This is a genomic window from Streptomyces sp. NPDC007917 (assembly GCF_042959105.1).
In the GTDB taxonomy this organism is placed as follows: domain Bacteria; phylum Actinomycetota; class Actinomycetes; order Streptomycetales; family Streptomycetaceae; genus Streptomyces.
On record NZ_JBIBKK010000016.1, the window covers coordinates 1 to 16,085 of the forward strand.

The 16,085-nt window shown below is 71.4% G+C and carries 12 protein-coding genes; 8 read left to right on the top strand and 4 right to left on the bottom strand.

The features are described from left to right. From ACFZDL_RS28885 to ACFZDL_RS28905, 5 genes are all read left to right on the top strand, one after another. Nucleotides 1-2,361, top strand: a 2,361-nt coding sequence (locus tag ACFZDL_RS28885; RefSeq protein ID WP_391192811.1) for an amino acid adenylation domain-containing protein, incomplete at its 5' end; no start/stop codon positions are given. A 94-nt stretch (nt 2,362-2,455) separates the two neighbouring features. Further along, the gene (locus ACFZDL_RS28890; protein WP_353594156.1) at nt 2,456-3,784 is read left to right on the top strand and encodes a cysteate synthase; all 1,329 of its coding nucleotides are present in this window, start codon (nt 2,456-2,458) and stop codon (nt 3,782-3,784) included. A 59-nt stretch (nt 3,785-3,843) separates the two neighbouring features. Continuing rightward, nucleotides 3,844-4,968: a 4-hydroxyphenylpyruvate dioxygenase gene (hppD, locus tag ACFZDL_RS28895; protein WP_353594157.1), complete on the top strand. Its 1,125-nt coding sequence runs from the start codon at nt 3,844-3,846 to the stop codon at nt 4,966-4,968. Then, a complete protein-coding gene (locus tag ACFZDL_RS28900) occupies nt 4,965-6,146 on the top strand; it encodes an alpha-hydroxy acid oxidase (protein ID WP_353594158.1) in 1,182 nt (393 codons plus the stop codon). Before hppD ends, ACFZDL_RS28900 begins: the two co-directional genes overlap by 4 nt. After that, nucleotides 6,143-7,504 (top strand): PLP-dependent aminotransferase family protein, encoded by a 1,362-nt coding sequence (locus tag ACFZDL_RS28905; protein ID WP_353594159.1) that lies wholly within the window; start codon nt 6,143-6,145, stop codon nt 7,502-7,504. Before ACFZDL_RS28900 ends, ACFZDL_RS28905 begins: the two co-directional genes overlap by 4 nt. An 18-nt stretch (nt 7,505-7,522) precedes the next feature. Here ACFZDL_RS28905 and ACFZDL_RS28910 read toward each other — a convergent pair whose 3' ends face one another. Continuing rightward, nucleotides 7,523-8,569 carry an O-antigen ligase family protein gene (locus ACFZDL_RS28910; RefSeq protein ID WP_353594160.1) on the bottom strand — a complete coding sequence of 349 codons (1,047 nt, stop codon included), beginning with the start codon at nt 8,567-8,569 and terminating at the stop codon, nt 7,523-7,525. Nucleotides 8,570-8,816: 247 nt separating this feature from the next. Between ACFZDL_RS28910 and ACFZDL_RS28915 the strand changes: the two genes are divergently transcribed. The 3 genes from ACFZDL_RS28915 to ACFZDL_RS28925 all read left to right on the top strand — a co-directional run bounded on the left by ACFZDL_RS28915 (nt 8,817) and on the right by ACFZDL_RS28925 (nt 12,257). Further along, entirely contained in the window at nt 8,817-9,296 is a 480-nt protein-coding gene (locus ACFZDL_RS28915; protein WP_353594161.1) for an NUDIX domain-containing protein, read from the top strand. A gap of 55 nt (nt 9,297-9,351) precedes the next feature. Continuing rightward, nucleotides 9,352-10,161: a 3-hydroxybutyrate dehydrogenase gene (locus ACFZDL_RS28920; protein ID WP_353594162.1), complete on the top strand. Its 810-nt coding sequence runs from the start codon at nt 9,352-9,354 to the stop codon at nt 10,159-10,161. Between the two features lie 116 nt (nt 10,162-10,277). Next, complete coding sequence (locus tag ACFZDL_RS28925; protein WP_353594163.1) at nt 10,278-12,257, top strand: helix-turn-helix domain-containing protein; 1,980 nt, start codon at nt 10,278-10,280, stop codon at nt 12,255-12,257. Nucleotides 12,258-12,369: 112 nt separating this feature from the next. On the opposite strand, the gene ACFZDL_RS28930 is transcribed toward ACFZDL_RS28925, so the two are convergent. The 3 genes from ACFZDL_RS28930 to ACFZDL_RS28940 form a co-directional block, all read right to left on the bottom strand. Next, nucleotides 12,370-13,800 (bottom strand): MFS transporter, encoded by a 1,431-nt coding sequence (locus ACFZDL_RS28930; protein ID WP_353594164.1) that lies wholly within the window; start codon nt 13,798-13,800, stop codon nt 12,370-12,372. Nucleotides 13,801-13,999: 199 nt separating this feature from the next. Further along, nucleotides 14,000-14,980: a 2,3-diaminopropionate biosynthesis protein SbnA gene (gene sbnA / locus ACFZDL_RS28935; protein WP_353594165.1), complete on the bottom strand. Its 981-nt coding sequence runs from the start codon at nt 14,978-14,980 to the stop codon at nt 14,000-14,002. 37 nt (nt 14,981-15,017) lie between these two features. Then, nucleotides 15,018-16,043 (bottom strand): TauD/TfdA family dioxygenase, encoded by a 1,026-nt coding sequence (locus ACFZDL_RS28940; RefSeq protein WP_353594166.1) that lies wholly within the window; start codon nt 16,041-16,043, stop codon nt 15,018-15,020. Between the last annotated feature and the right edge of the window lie 42 nt (nt 16,044-16,085).

Here is a 16,085-nt window from a genome sequence, read left to right on the forward strand (position 1 = left end):
GACATCACCTTCGGCGCCACCACCGCCGGCCGACCCCCACACATACCCCACATCGAAACCATGGTCGGCCTCTTCATCAACACACTCCCCGTCCGGGTCACCCTGCAGCCCAGCGAACCGGTCAGCACGCTCATGAAGCGAGTGCAGCAGGAACAGACCGAGCTGCTGGCCCATCAGCACCTCGGGCTTGCCGATATCCAGAAGGCAGTGGGACTCGGCGAACTCTTCGACACGGTCATCGTCTTCGAGAACTACCCCGTGAGTCTTCCCGACACTGACGGTCCCTCGGGAGAGCTCCGGTTCACGAAGGAAGACACCAGGAGCGGCAACCACTACCCGCTCACTCTGGCGGTGGTTCCCGGTCACCAACTCCATCTCCGGTTCGACTACCACGGCGACCTGTTCGATCAGGCCACTGTTGAGGCGTTGGCTGGTCGTTTTGTGCGGGTGTTGGAGGCGATCGCTGCGGATCCGGATCTGCCGGTGGGGCGCATTGATGTGTTGGGTGAGGCCGAGCGGCAGCAGGTGCTGGTCGACTGGAACGACACGGCGCACGCGGTGCCGGATGTGGTGGTGCCGGAGCTGTTCGAGGCACAGGTGGCGCGTACCCCCGGTGCCGTAGCGGTGGTGTGCGCGGGCCAGGAGCTGACGTACGCGGAGTTGAACGTGCGGGCGAACCGGCTGGCCCGCCACCTGATCGGGCTGGGAGCCGGGCCCGAGCGGCTGGTGGCTGTGGCGCTGCCCCGCTCGGTCGATCTGGTGGTGGCGCTGCTGGCCGTGATGAAGTCCGGGGCGGGGTATGTGCCCGTGGACCCCGAGCTGCCCGCGGACCGGATCGGCTACATGCTGCGGGACGCCAATCCGCTGCTCCTGGTCACCGACAGCACAACGGCCACCACTCTGCCAGCCCTGGACGGCCTGTCCGTGGTGGTGGATGCTGCTGAGACGGCTGCGCGGATCGCCGAGCAGCCCGGCACCGACGTACGCGATGCCGACCGCCCGGGTACGCTGCGGGCCGAGCATCCGGTGTACGTCATCTACACCTCCGGCTCCACCGGCCGGCCCAAGGGCGTGGTCATCCCACACCAGGCCCTGGTGAACTACCTGGCCCGCGCCGTCGAGGCCTACCCGGAACTGTCGGGCACCACCGTCGCCCACGCCTCCGTCTCCTTCGACATCGGCATCACCGTGCTCTACGGCACCCTCCTCAGCGGCGGCCGACTCCACCTCACCGCCTGGGACACCACCACCGCCCCCGACGAGCCGATCAACCTGATCAAGATCACCCCCAGCCACCTGCCCCTGCTCGAAGACTCCCCACTCCAGCCATCCACCCGCCTCATCATCGGCGGTGAACCCCTCGCCGCCGAAGCCCTGCACACCTGGCACACCCACCACCCCCACACCCACGTCACCAACCACTACGGCCCCACCGAAGCCACCATCGGCGCCACCGACCACACCATCACCAGCACACCCACAACCGGCGCCATCCCCATCGGCCGGCCCATGTGGAACACCCGTGTCTACATCCTGGACCAGTCCCTGCGCCCCACCCCCATCGGAGTCCCCGGCGAGCTCTACATCGCCGGCGCACAACTCGCCCGCGGGTATCTCCACCGACCCGCTCTCACCGCCGAGCGCTTCATCCCCGACCCGTTCGGCCCGCCCGGCACCCGCACGTACCGCACGGGCGACCTCGCCCGCTGGAACACCGACGGCACCCTGGAACACCTCGGCCGCACCGACACCCAGGTCAAGGTGCGCGGCTTCCGCATCGAACCCGGCGAGGTCGAGGCCGTCCTGACCGCTCACGACGCGATCGCCCAAGCCGCCGTCCTCGTACGCGAAGACCAGCCCGGCGACAAACGCCTCATCGGCTATCTCGTACCGGCCGACACGGCGGACACGGAAGCGGGCCCGGACACCTCCGAAGTGCTGAGGCTGGCCCAGGACCGGCTCCCCGACTACATGGTGCCCTCCGCGCTCGTCGTACTCGAACGACTGCCACTGACGCCCAATGGGAAGCTCGACCGGAACGCCCTGCCCGCCCCGAACCACGTCGCGTCCGCCTCGCGGCGTGCTCCGCGTACACCGCGCGAGGAGACGCTGTGCGCGCTGTTCGCCGAAGTCCTCGGGATTCCCGAAGTGGGCATCGACGACGACTTCTTCACGCTGGGCGGGCATTCGCTGCTCGCCACCCGGCTGGTGAGCCGTATCCGGACCGTTCTGGGCGTCGAACTCGCCATCCGTGCCCTGTTCAAAGCCCCTACTGTCATCGGCCTCAGCGAACACATCGACGCATCCGCCGCCCAGCCGACGCGACCGAAACTGAGGCCCATGCGGAGGCCTGAGCAGTAGTCGCGTCAGCTGACCCCCGGGCCTGCCGCGCCCTGCCCTCGCCTGCCCTGCGGGCCGGCGCAGGCGCTGCGGGTGGAGGCATGAAATTCTTGGAATGGGAGACATCGCAGTGGAAGTGTCGGGTAAACGCCACTACGCCTTGGCGTGTTCTTTTTGCGGAGAGCGATATGCGGATGACGGGCTGGTGCTCGTATGCCCCCGCGGTCATGAGCCTGCACTGCTCCACACGGAATACGCGGAGAACAGCTTCACACCGGTGCGTGAGGGCGAGGGGATATTCCGATACCGTCACTGGCTGCCGGTCGTCCGGGATGTCCCGGGCTCCGGGCGTCCCGCCGTGTTCCGGAGCGAGCGGCTTTCCCGCCTTGTGGGGATTCCTGACCTCTGGGTGGCGTTCAACGGGTACTGGCCCGAGCGCGGTGGGCTTCTGGAGACGGGGACCTTCAAGGAGCTGGAGGCCTATACGGTTCTCGGTAGGCTGCCGAAGGATCCCGTCGTCCTGGTGGTGGCCTCGGCCGGCAATACCGCTGCCGCCTTCGCCTCCGTCTGTTCCCGCTATGGGCAGCCGTGTCTGCTGATCGTGCCGGAGGTCGGGCTCGGCCGGCTGAAGCTGCCCGAAGCGCTGCATCCGTCGGTGCGGCTGGTCGTTCTGGAAGACGCCGACTATGCGGACGCCATCGCACTGTCCGAGGCGGTGGGGAAGTTGGCCGGCTTCCAGCTGGAGGGAGGGGTGCGCAATGTGGGGCGCCGCGACGGGCTGGCGACGGTCATGTACTCCGCGGTGGAGGCCATGGGCGAGCTGCCGGACTTCTACTTCCAGGCCGTCGGCAGCGCCGCCGGTGGCATCGCGGTCCACGAGGCCGCGAAGCGCTTGAGGGCAGGAGTCCCGTCGAATTCGCCCAAGCAGGCTCTGCCGCGGCTTTTCCTGTCCCAGAATGATTCATTCGCCCCCATTCACCGGGCGTGGCAGGCCGGTCAGCGTTTCCTGGCCCGCGGTTCCGCGGAGGATGACAAGCGTGCCGTGCGGCGTGCGTTCGCCGATGAGCTCACGAACCGGTTCCCGCCCTATGCGGTGCATTCCGGGGTCTACGACGTTCTCCTGGAGAGCGACGGGGATGTCCTCACGGTCGATGGTGAGTCGGCCCGTGCGGCCATGCGCATGTTCAGCGACATCGAGTCGATCGATATCGAGCCGGCGTCCGCGGTGGCCGTTGCCTCACTCCTCGCCGCGGCGCGGGACGGGAGAATTCCGCGAGACGCCTCCGTTCTCCTCAATGTGACCGGCGGTGGGCGGGCCAGAATGGCGCGGGATCGTTCGCCGATTCAGGCCGAACCCAGTCTGCGCATCGCGTCCCTGGGGTCTTTGGAGGAGGCGGTGAATCAAATAGCGGGCCTCTTCTCTGTTGATCTTCAGATTTCCTGATTGAGACCAGTCAAAGCACCTCCAAGGAATCCTCAAGGAATCAAGGAGCGCAGTTTCCCATGCCTGATGCCGCCACTCCCACCACGGCCGATCTGACCCTGGACCACATCGAGTTCTTTGTGACCGACCTCGAGGCGACAGTGAGTGAACTGTCCGCCGGGTACGGACTGGAGGTGCTGGTACCGCCGACCCGTGGCAACCGTGGAGGCGATCACCGGTCCGCTTTGCTGGGACGGAACCGCATTCGACTGCTGGTGACGCAGGCCCTCTCCGATGACCACCCCGCGCGGGCCTATGTCGAGCGGCACGGCGACGGCGTCGCCGATATCGCTCTGCGCGTGACGGACGTCCGTGCCACGCACGCCGAGCTGGTGGCCAATGGAGCCGTCGAGGTGGCGCCGCCGCGGGAGGAGGACGGGTGTGTGACCGCGGCGGTGGTCGGCTTCGGCGATGTGATCCATACGTTGGTGGAGCGGCGACCGGGCGTGTCGGCCGACCGCATCCCGGGGCTGCCCGAGCCACGCCCGCTGACGGCCGAGGGCCTGACGGCCGAGGAGCCGACGGCCGAGGACCCGGTCGGGCTGCTGAACGTCGACCACTTCGCGGTATGCCTCCCGCTGGGCGAGCTGTCGGAGGCCACGAGGTTCTACGCCGACGTCTTCGACATGCCGATGGTCTTCAAGGAGCGCATCGAGGTAGGCCCGATGGGAATGAACTCGGCCGTGGTGCAGAGCCGTTCGGGCGATGTGACCTTCACGCTGATCGAGCCGATGCCGGGAGCGCGCGCGGGGCAGATCGAGAGCTTCCTCGCCGATCACGGCGGGGCCGGGGTCCAGCATGTCGCGTTCGCCACGGACGACATCGTGCACAGCGTCGGCACGATGGGCGGCCGTGGCGTGCCCTTCTTGAGCACTCCGGGCACGTACTACGATCTGCTCACCGCTCGGCTGACGCCGCTGCGCCATTCGGTGGAGCAACTCCGGGAGTTGAGTGTGCTGGTGGACGAAGACCACGACGGCCAGCTCTTTCAGATATTCACCCGTTCCGTGCATCCTCGGGGGACGCTCTTCTTCGAGGTCATCGAGCGCATTCGGGCCACCACGTTCGGCAGCAACAACATCCGGGCGCTCTACGAGGCGATCGAGCTGCAGCGCGCGGCGGCGGCGAAGGAGCAGGCGGAGTGACCAAGCCCCCCGCTGACCTGGGGTCAGGCGACCGCGCGGGGGCGGGGTCGTCCGATCCCCTCTCAGCCGCCCTCTCGGTGGCGGACTTCGCGGATCTCGCGCGTGCGGTGCTCGGCGCCGAGCTCTGGGACTGGCTGGAGGGCGGCGCGGAGCGGGAGCGGACACTGGCCGGCAACCGTGGGGCGTTCGACCGCGTCGCGGTGGTGCCCCGGGTGCTCGCCGATGTGTCGTCCTGCGATCCGGCGTGTTCGCTGGTGGGCAGCCCGGCCGCGCTGCCCGTGGCCGTGGCGCCCATCGCGTATCAGCGCCTGTTCCACGCCGAGGGGGAGCTCGCGGTCGCGCGGGCGGCGGCGGACAGCGGAGTGCCGTATACGGTGTCCACGCTGAGCAGTGTGCCCATGGAGGAGATCGCGGCCACCGGCGCCACCACCTGGTTCCAGCTCTACTGGCTACGGGACAAGGGCGCCGTCCTCGACCTGGTCCAGCGGGCCGAGGCGATCGGGAGCGAGGCGCTGGTCCTGACCGTGGACGTGCCGGTCATGGGGCGGCGGCTGCGCGACATGAGGCACGGTTTCGCGCTACCGCCGACCATCCGGGCCGCCAACCTGGACGGCGGGGCCATGAGCAGTGCGCATGAGCGCGTGGAGCGCGGCTCGGCTGTGGCCGCACACACCGCGTCCGCCTTCGCGCCGTCGTTCACCTGGCATGACATCGAGTGGCTCCGGGAGCGCACCGGGCTGCCTCTCGTGGTCAAGGGGCTCTCCCATCCGGCCGACGCCCTGCGCGCGGCCGAGCTCGGGGCGGCTGCGGTGGTGGTGTCCAACCACGGGGGGCGGCAGCTGGACGGGGCCGTGCCCACCGCGGTGGCGCTTCCCGCCGTCGTGGAGGCCGTCAGGGGCGCGTTCGGGGACAGCTGCCAGGTGCTGGTGGACAGCGGGATCCGCAGCGGGGTCGATGTGCTGGGCGCGCTGGCGCTGGGTGCCTCGGGCGTGCTGCTGGGCCGTCCCGTCATGTGGGGGCTCGCGGCAGGTGGCGAGGTGGGGTGTGCGCGCGTCCTGTCGCTTCTGGGCGAGGAGATCCGGCACGCCATGGCCCTGGCGGGGTGCCCCGATCCGGCCGCTGTGGCCCGACTTCGGACGACGACCATGCCATGTCACTGTGGGGGTGACCACCAATGACCGATTCCGGTGACCGCGCCGGCGATGTCCGGTCCGGCGATGTCCGCGCCGGCGACGTCCACGACGTGCGGCTGTCGCAGCTGCACGGCTCGCTCGCGGATCCCGCGATGGCCTCGATGAACTTCCTCAACGAAGTGGCCATCCGGTTTCCGAACGCCATCTCCTTCGCGGCCGGGCGCCCGAGCGAGGAGTTCCTGGACTTCGCCGAAGTCCACCGCTACGTGGACGTCTTCATCGACCATCTGCGCCGCGAGCGTGGCATGACCGAGGCCGAGGCGAAGCGTACGGTCCTCCAGTACGGCCGGACCAAGGGCATCATCCACGAGCTGGTCGCCAGACATCTGGAAGTCGACGAGGGGATCTCGGTCCCCGGCGAGTCCCTGGTCATCACGGTCGGCTGCCAGGAGGCGATGTTCCTGGTGCTGCGGGCCCTGCGCACCGGCCCGCAGGACATCGTCCTCGCGGTCTCTCCCACGTACGTCGGGCTGACGGGCGCGGCCCGCCTGGTGGATCTCCCGGTCCGCCCGGTCCGCGGGGGCGAGCGGGGGATCGACTTCGACGACCTGGGCGCGCAGATCGCCGGGGCACGTGCCGCGGGACTGCGGCCACGCGCTCTGTACATCGTGCCGGATGTGGCCAACCCGACCGGCGTCAGCCTGGATCTCGAGGCGCGGCGGGAGCTGCTGCGGGTGGCCGAGGCGGAGGACCTGCTCCTGCTGGAGGACAACGCGTACGGGGTGTTCGCCGGAGAGGGCAGGCTGCCGTCGCTGAAGGCCCTGGACACCGGGCGCAGGGTCGTCCGGCTCGGCTCGTTCGCCAAGACGGTCCTGCCGGGGGCGCGGGTGGGCTACGCGGTCGCTGATCAGCGTGTGGTGGACGAGGACGGCGGCACCTCCCTCCTCGCCGACCACCTCTCGACCATCAAGAGCATGCTCACGGTGAACACCTCGCCCTGGGCCCAGGCCGTGGTCGGCGGGGCGCTGGTGGAGCACGGCTACAGCCTGCCGGCCGCGAACCGCCGGGAGATCGAGGTCTACCAGCGCAATCTCCGGCTGATCCTCGAAGGGCTGGCCCGCCGTTTCCCGGGGGACCCGGGCGGAGGGCCGCGGATTTCCTGGAACACCCCCACCGGCGGTTTCTTCCTCACCCTGACGGTCCCGTTCCGGGCGGATGACGAACTGCTCGAACACTCCGCCAAGGAACACGGCGTGTTGTGGACTCCCATGTCCCACTTCTACGGCGGTGACGGCGGATACGAGCAGATCCGTCTCTCCCTGAGCCAGCTGACCCCGGAGACCATCGACGTCGGACTGGACCGGTTGGCGGCCCTGGTGCGGGAGTGTGCCGCGGCGCGGTGACCGGGCCCATGCGCACACTCAGTGCGCCGCGGGGACCGGGCCCAGGGGCGGGGGCTCGCCCGCGAACGGGCCCGGGTCCTGCTCCGGCAGCCGCGCCGTGGCCAGCCCCGCGATCAGGCCCGCCCCGGCGGTCACCTCCGGGAAGCTGAGCGCGTTGCCGAGGGCCGACTCCACGGCAAGCGCGGTCAGGGCCGCGGCCGCCGTCAGGACGGCCGGTGTGTGGCGCGGCGAGCGCCACAGCGCGTACAGCAGCCAGCCGAAGGCCGCGCCCAGCAGGGCGAGGCCCGGCAGCCCCTGGCCGGCGGCCTGCTGCAGCGGGGCCGAGTACGGCGTGTCGTCGACGGCGGACGACTGCTGCGCGGCGGGGCTCAACTCGCCGAACCGGTCGGGTCCCGCTCCGCGCAGCGGTTCGCGCTCGGCGAGCTGGACGGCGTCGTGCCACAGCCGCACCCGGTGCTCGCCCAGCCGGTCGCGCAAGGGCGCCGAGAGCGCGCCGGGCAGGGCGTGCTCGGCCATGGCCCAGCAGCCGCCGACGGCCACCGTCGCGACCAGGGCCAGCCCGGCAAGACCCGGCAGCCGGCGGCGGGTCCGGGCGACGGCGAGCGAACACAGCAGCACCAGGGCCCCGGCCGCACAGCCCACCGTCGAGCCGGCCGCCAGAGCCATGGCCGTGATCGCCACCGCCAGCAGGCGCAGCGCCAGCCGGAGCGCGGCCGACCGGGCGGCCGAGGCCGCGCCGCAGGCCGCTCCGACGGCGAGGGTGAACTGCGCCGCGTGGGCGCCGCCATGGCCGCTCACCCCGTCCGGGACGGTGCAGGCCAGGCCGAGGCCCGCGAGCGCGGCGGCCGTGGCGGAGGCGACCGGCAGCAGCGATCCGGCGATCCGTCCGCACGCGTAGCCGGCGGCGACGGCCAGCACGGCGAGCAGGACCCCTTCGGGGCGGGCGGTGCGGCCCGCGGCGCAGACCAGGGCCCAGACGGCGCAACAGCCGAGGACCGCGGTGCCCACGATGTCGGGCGCGCTGTTGTGTTCCCGTACGACAGGCCGTGCCGCTGAAGACGCCATCCCGTTCGACCCCCCGAGTCGTGACGGGCACCGCGTGCCGGGCCGGCCGTCCGCGGGGGCCGGAGGCCCGCCGGAGGCGGCCAAAGGCCGCATGCGGGCCAGGACGGATACCGTAGCGACTGGGGCCGGATATGTGTATATGTTGCGCAGAAACGATGCGGCAGATGTGTGACAGCTGTGCGCAAGGCGTCCTGCTGTGACGGGAACGGCATCCGGTGCCGCCCGCCGGGACCGATAGCCTCAGCGCATGCCTACTCCCGACTTCATCCTCGAGCTGCGGGCCACCGCGGGTCATCAACTGCTGTTCCTGCCGGGTGCCAGTGCCGTCGTCGTCGACGACGAGGACCGAGTGCTGCTCGGGCGCCGAGCCGACAACGGCCGCTGGGCGCTCCCCTCCGGCATCCTCGACCCCGGCGAGCAGCCCGCGACGGCGGTGGTGCGCGAGGTGTACGAGGAGACGGCGGTGCGCTGTGTCCCCGAGCGCATCGTGCTCGTCCACACCGCGGAGCCGGTGACCTACCCCAACAACGACGTCTGCCAGTTCGTCGACATCTGTTTCCGCTGTCGCGCGGTGGGCGGCGAGGCGCGGGTGAACGACGAGGAGTCCCTGGAGGTGGGCTGGTTCCCGGTCGACGCGCTGCCGGAGCTGGACGAGTACGCGCTGACCCGGATCAAGCGGGCCTTCGAAGACGGCCCGACGTGGTTCGATTCCACCATCCCGGAGTGAAGTATGTGCCGGGCGCACATCGGTCGGGCCCCGGCCGCCGCTTAGCCTGCCCGTCATGAGCGCGTCCACCACACCGGGTCCCGTCGCCGGGGCCGCCCCAGGCCTCGGCGGCCGTACCGCACTCGTCACCGGGGCCGCCGGCGGCATCGGCCGGGCCTGCACCCTCAGCCTGGCCGCCGCGGGAGCCATGGTCCTGGCGGTCGACCAGGATGAGGAGGGGCTTGGCGCCCTGGTGGCACGGGCCGAGGAAGCGACCGGGCTGCCGGGGAGGGTGGAGGCGCGGGCGCTCGACCTGACCGACCTCGACGCGGCCGAGCGGGCCGCCGCCGGCGTCGACATCCTGGTCAACAACGCCGGGCTGCAGCTCGTACGCCCCATCGAGGACTTTCCACCCGAGGTCTTCTCGCGGGTGCTCACGGTGATGCTGGAGGCCCCCTTCCGGCTGCTGCGGGGGGCGCTGCCGCATATGTACGCCCAGGGCTGGGGGCGGATCGTCAACATCTCCTCCGTCCACGGGCTGCGCGCCTCGGCCTACAAGTCGGCGTACGTGGCCGCCAAGCACGGGCTGGAAGGGCTCTCCAAGGTCGCTGCCCTGGAAGGCGCCGCCCACGGTGTCACCTCCAACTGCGTCAACCCCGGATATGTCCGCACCCCGCTCGTGGAGCGGCAGATCGCCGACCAGGCCGCCGCCCACGGCATCCCCCCGGAGCGGGTCGTCTCCGAGATCCTGCTGGCCGACTCCGCGGTGAAAAGGCTGGTCGAACCGGAGGAGGTCGCCGAGGCCGTCGCCTACCTCTGCGGCCCGCACGCCTCCTTCATCACCGGCGCCTCGCTCGCCATGGACGGCGGATGGACCGCGCACTGAGCGGTCGGCTGCCCGGGCGTACGGCGGCCCGCCCGGCACAGCGGGCCCCTGAGCGGCCGTCGGGGTCGCGCCCGGCCACTGGCGGGTCCGACCCCGGCGGGAGTATCCCTGTGACCATGTCCGATGATCAGCCGGAGACCCCGTACCTGGAACTGCTCGCGCGCGGCGCCCCCGCCGAGGCGTACGAGCGTCCGGTGCTGCGCGCCCGTGCCGAGGGGGCGTCGGCCGCCCGGCTCGCGGCCCTGGAGCGCGCCAAGCTGCTGGCGCTGCGGGTACGCGGGGAGTTGGAGGGGCGCCGGCGCCGCGAGGCCGAGCTGTCCGCGCTCTTCGAGACCGCCCACGACCTGGCGGGGCTGCGCGACCTGGACGCGGTGCTGCAGGCCATCGTGCAGCGCGCCCGCTCGCTGCTCGGCACCGAGGTCGCGTATCTGACGCTCAACGACCCCCAGGCCGGGGACACCTATATGAGGGTCACCGACGGTTCGGTCTCGGCGCGCTTCCAGCAGCTGCGGCTCGGCATGGGGGAGGGGCTCGGCGGGCTGGTCGCGCAGACGGCCCGCCCGTATGTGACCGAGAGCTACTTCGACGACGAGCGGTTCCAGCACACCCGGACCATCGACGCCGGCGTCCTGGACGAGGGCCTCGTGGCCATTCTGGGCGTGCCGCTGATGCTGGGCAGCGGGGTCATCGGCGTGCTGTTCGCCGCGGACCGCCGCGCCCGCGTCTTCGAGCGCGAACAGATCGCCTTGGTCGGCTCCTTCGCCGCGCACGCGGCCGTCGCGATCGACACGGCGAACCTGCTGGCCGAGACGCGTTCGGCGCTCGCCGAGCTCGAGGCCGCCAACGAGATCATCCGGGATCGCAGCGAGGTCATCGAACGCGCCTCGGAGGTGCACGACCGGCTGACCGAGCTGGTGCTGCGCGGCGGCGGGGTGCACGATGTGGCCGCCGCCGTGGCCGAGGTCCTGAGCGGAACGGTGGAGTTCGCCGAGGCGCATACGGCGCCGGCCGCGGCCGTGGACCGCTCCCGGGCCGACGGCCACGCGGTACGGCACGGCGAGGACTGGATCGCCGCCGTCTCCGCGAGCGGCGAGCTGTTCGGGGCGCTCGTGCTGCGCGGCCACCCCCGCCTCGACCCCATGGACCAGCGCACCCTGGAGCGGGCCGCCGTGGTGACCTCGCTGCTGCAGCTGGCCCGGCGCTCGGCGGACGAGGCCGAACAGCGCGTACGGGGCGAGCTGCTGGACGACCTGCTCGACGCCCCCGACCGCGAGCCGCGGCTGCTGCGCGAGCGCGCCGCCCGGCTGCGGGCGGACCTGGACGCGCCCCATGTCGTGCTCGCCGCCGGGATCGACACGCCCGGCGCGGCCCCCGGCACGGCGGGCGGTGGCGAGCCCGGCAACGGACCACGAGCGCTGTCGGCGACCGGGCCGGCGCCGGACGAGGCGGCCGACCGGCAGCGCCTGTGGTCCGCCGCCTCCCATCTGGCGGCCACCCGGCACGGCCTGGCCGCCGCCCGCGACGGCGGCACCGTCCTGCTGCTGCCCCTGGCCGACGGAGAGGGCGCCGACGCCCTGGCCCGTCGCACCGCCCGGCAGCTCGGCACCGCCGTGCACGCGGCGGTCACCGTCGGAGCCTCCGCGGCGGTGCCCGCGCCCGCCGCCCGCCCGGGCGAAGTGGCCTCGGCGTACGCGGAGGCGCGGCGCTGTCTGGAGGCGCTGCGGGTGCTGGGCCGCGGCGGCCAGGGCGCCGCGGCCGAGGACTTCGGCTTCCTCGGCCTCCTGCTGGCCGGCTCCCGCGACGGCGCGGGGGACGCCGCCCGTGTGGCGGGGTTCGTGGACCGCACCATCGGCGCGGTGGTCGACTACGACGCGCGGCGCGGTACGGACCTGGTCCGCACCCTCGACGCGTACTTCGCCAGCGGGATGAGCCCGGCCCGCACCAAGGACGAACTGCACGTCCACGTCAACACGGTGGCGCAGCGGCTGGAGCGGGTGGGGCGGCTGCTCGGCCCCGACTGGCAGTCGCCGTCCCGCGCCCTGGAGGTGCAGCTCGCGCTGCGGCTGCACGGGCTGGCCTCGGCGGTCGCCCGCTGAGGCCCGCGTCGGGAGGCCCGCGTCGGGAGGGCCCGTACGCGTGTCGGGAGGCCCGTACGCCAGTCGGGAAGGGCCGCGCGGGCGGAAGGCCGCCCGGCCCCTCCCACAGGCGTCAGGCCGAGGCCGAACGGGGCGAGGTGCCCGGCTCGTCCGCACCCTGCCGCGCCGCCTCGGGCCGTGGGACCGACGTCGGTTCGATCCCGGCCAGGTCTCGCTCCCGGGTCTCCTTCGCGGCGCCGACCGCCACCAGGGTCAGCAGCGCCGCCGCGATGACGTAGAGCGCGATCGGCGTGGAGCTGTCGTGGTCGGCCAGCAGCGCCGTGGCGATCAGCGGGGCGGGCGCGCCGGCCGCGACCGAGGAGAACTGGGCGCCGATCGAGGCGCCCGAGTAGCGCATCCGGGTCGCGAACATCTCGGAGAAGAAGGCCGCCTGCGGGGCGTACATCGCGCCGTGGAAGATCAGTCCGACCGTGACCGCGAGCACCAGCGCCCCGAAGTTCCGGGTGTCGATGAGGGCGAAGAAGGGGAAGGCCCATGCGCCCACGCCCACGGCCCCCAGCAAATACACCGGGCGGCGGCCGACACGGTCCGACAGCGCGCCCCACAGCGGGATCACCGCGAAGTGCACGGCGGAGGCGATCAGCACGGAGTTGAGCGCGGTCTGCTTGCCGAGACCCACATGGTCGGAGGTCGCGTAGACCAGGACGAAGGCCGTGATGACGTAGTAGCTGATGTTCTCCGCCATCCGGGCGCCCATCGCGACCAGCACATCCCGCCAGTGGTGGCGCACCACGGCCACCAGCGGCAGCTTCTCGGCCAGGTCGCCCGACCCCTCGGCCTCGGCCTTGCGGGCCTCGGCCCGCGCCAGGGCCGCCTTGAAGACGGGCGATTCATCGACGGAGAGACGAATCCACAAGCCGATCAGCACCAGCACGCCCGAGAGCAGGAACGGCACCCGCCAGCCCCAGGACTGGAACGCGTCGTCGGACAGCGTGGCGGTCAGCGCCGACAGCACACCCGTGGCCAGCAACTGTCCGGCCGGCGCGCCGGTCTGCGGCCAGGACGCCCAGAAGCCGCGCCGCCGCGCGTCCCCGTGCTCGGACACCAGCAGCACCGCCCCGCCCCATTCGCCGCCGAGCGCGAAGCCCTGGACCAGGCGCAGCGCGGTCAGCAGCAGGGGCGCGGCGGAGCCGACCGTGGCGTGGGTCGGCAGCAGGCCGATCGCACAGGTCGCCCCGCCCATCAGCAGCAGGCTCAGGACCAGCAGCTTCTTACGGCCGAGCCGGTCGCCGTAGTGTCCGAAGACCAGGGCGCCGATGGGCCGGGCGGCGAAGCCGACCGCGTACGTCAGGAACGACAGCAGCGTGCCGACCAGCGGATCGGAGTCGGGGAAGAAGAGCTTGTTGAAGACGAGCGCGGCGGCAGAGCCGTACAGGAAGAAGTCGTACCACTCGATGGTGGTGCCGATCAGGCTCGCGGCGACGATGCGGGGGAGGTTCGCGGGTGCCGTGGGCGTCGGGGGAGCGGATGCTGCGGAGGCCATGTGCACCACTTCCAGGAGTTCGGTGGGGACGTGTACGTGTCCGCACAAGGTAGGAACACGCAGGTCAGTGGCACATGTGGCGGGACACCATACTTCGGGGCCGGAGTGTGCGTGCCGCCTCCGGGTCTGGTCCCCCCACGTGCGGCGGGCCGCACCGGTTTCAGCCGGTGCGGCCCGCCGCGTACGCGAGGAGTTCGGCCTACCGGGAGTCGGCCGTCACCTCCTCGGGGTCGAGGATGTGATCTCCGTACAGGTCCTCCAGCCAGGTGCTCTGGTAGATGGTGTCGAGATAGCGCTCGCCGAGGTCCGGGGCGATGGCCACCGCGGTGAGGCCGGGCGTCTGATGCCGGCCCAGCCAGTCCATCGCGCCGCTGACCACCGTCCCGGTGGAGCCGCCGAACAGGAACCCGCGTCGGGCCAGGCGGTGGCAGGCACGGATGGTGTCCGCCTCCTCGACCCGTATCACCTCGTCCACATAGGACTCGTCGAGCAGCGGGGGGCGGATGCTCATGCCCAGACCGGGGATCATCCGGCGGCCGGGCTTGCCGCCGAAGGTCACCGATCCCGCGCTGTCCACGGCGACGATCCGCACCGGCCGGTGCCATTCCCGGAAGTAGCGCGCGCAGCCCATCAGGGTGCCGGTGGTGCCCGCGCCGATGAACAGCACGTCCAGGCGCGGGAACTGGCGGGCGATCTCCGGGCCGGTCCTGCGGTAGTGCGCCCGCCAGTTGCCGGGGTTGGTGTACTGGCTGAGCCACACGTACCGGTCATCGGAGGCGCACAGCGCGCGTACGTAGTCGATGCGGGCGCCGAGGAAGCCCCCGTTGGGGTCCTGGTCGGCGATGATGTGCACGTGGCTGCCCAGCGCCTCCATCATCAGGCGGGCCGACAGGTTGCAACGGGAGTCCGTCACACACAGAAACCGGTAGCCCTTGCTGGCGGCGATCATGCTGAGCGCCACACCCAGATTGCCGGACGAGGACTCGACCAGGATCGAATCCGGCGTCAGGACTTTGTGCCGCTCGGCGGTCTCCACCATCTCGACCGCGGCCTTCAACTTGATCGAGCCGGCGAAGTTGAAGCCTTCGCACTTCAGATAGAGGGAGCGCCCGAAGATCGACCGGAGGTCGACATAGAGCCGGCTCTCGTTGAAGGCATGGGGTGCGGATATGACGGGCACGCTGGCCTCCTGATGCCTGGGCTGAGAGAGGGGACTGTCAGGACCGAGCCACCTCCACGGTCGGGTGGCAGTCGGCCGGGCTCTGGGGCTCGGCCGCCAGGCGCTGGGGCTCGGCCATGGCGACCAGCACTTGGCGCTCGCCGGTGAAGGCCTCTCTGCTGTGCGCGGTGCGAATGTTGTCGACCAGCATCAGATCGCCGGCCTGCCAGGGCTCGCGCGCGGTGTGGGCCTCATAGGTGGAGTTGATCAGCTGGACGATGTCCTCACCGATCGGGGTGGCGTCGGCGAAGCGGGTGTTGAACGGCAGCCCGTCCGCCCCGTAGACGTCCACCAGGTACTCGCGCACCTCCGGGGCCAGTGTCCACTCGTTGAGGAAGGCGATTTGGTTGAACCAGCAGCGTCGGCCCGTGAGCGGATGCCGTACCACGGCGGCGCGGCGCTGCCGGGTGCGCAGGGAACCGTCGGGTTGCCAGGCGAAGTCGATGGCGTGGGCGCGGCAGTAGCGCTCGATGGCGGCGCGGTCGTCGGTGCCGAACGACTCGGCCACGGACGCCCCGATCTCGTCGTTGTAGCTGCGGGTGAGCAGCCACCCCTCCCGTTCGAACCGCTCGCTCAGCGCGGCGGGCAGCGCCTGGAGCACATGTTCCGCGTCGGCCACCGCGGTCGCCCCGCCCTCCTCGGGCGCCACCAGACACGCGAACAGCATCAGGCCGGGACACTCCAGCGTGTAGCTCAGTTCATGGTGCATACACATCGGCTGGTTGGCCGGCCAGGCGGTGGAGGAGTACAGCCCGGGGCCGTGGACCTGCCGGGGGGCGAAGGCCTCCCTCTCCGCCATCAGATCACCGGCCAGCTCCGCGAAGACGGCACCGACCTGATCCACCTCGCGCAGCTCCAGGCCGCGGACGAGAAGCACACCGTCCTCGGCGACCCGTGCGCGCAGCGCCGCGCGGTGCCGGGCCGCCCAACCGGGCGCGGCCTCGGGGGATTCGACGTGCAGAATCGGAGGCCTGCCCGGTCGCCGATCTACTGCGGAGAGTGGTTCCAGGGATGTGGACGACATCTCGGTTCCTTTCGGGTCGCCCCCCAGAAGAGTCGAGGAGGA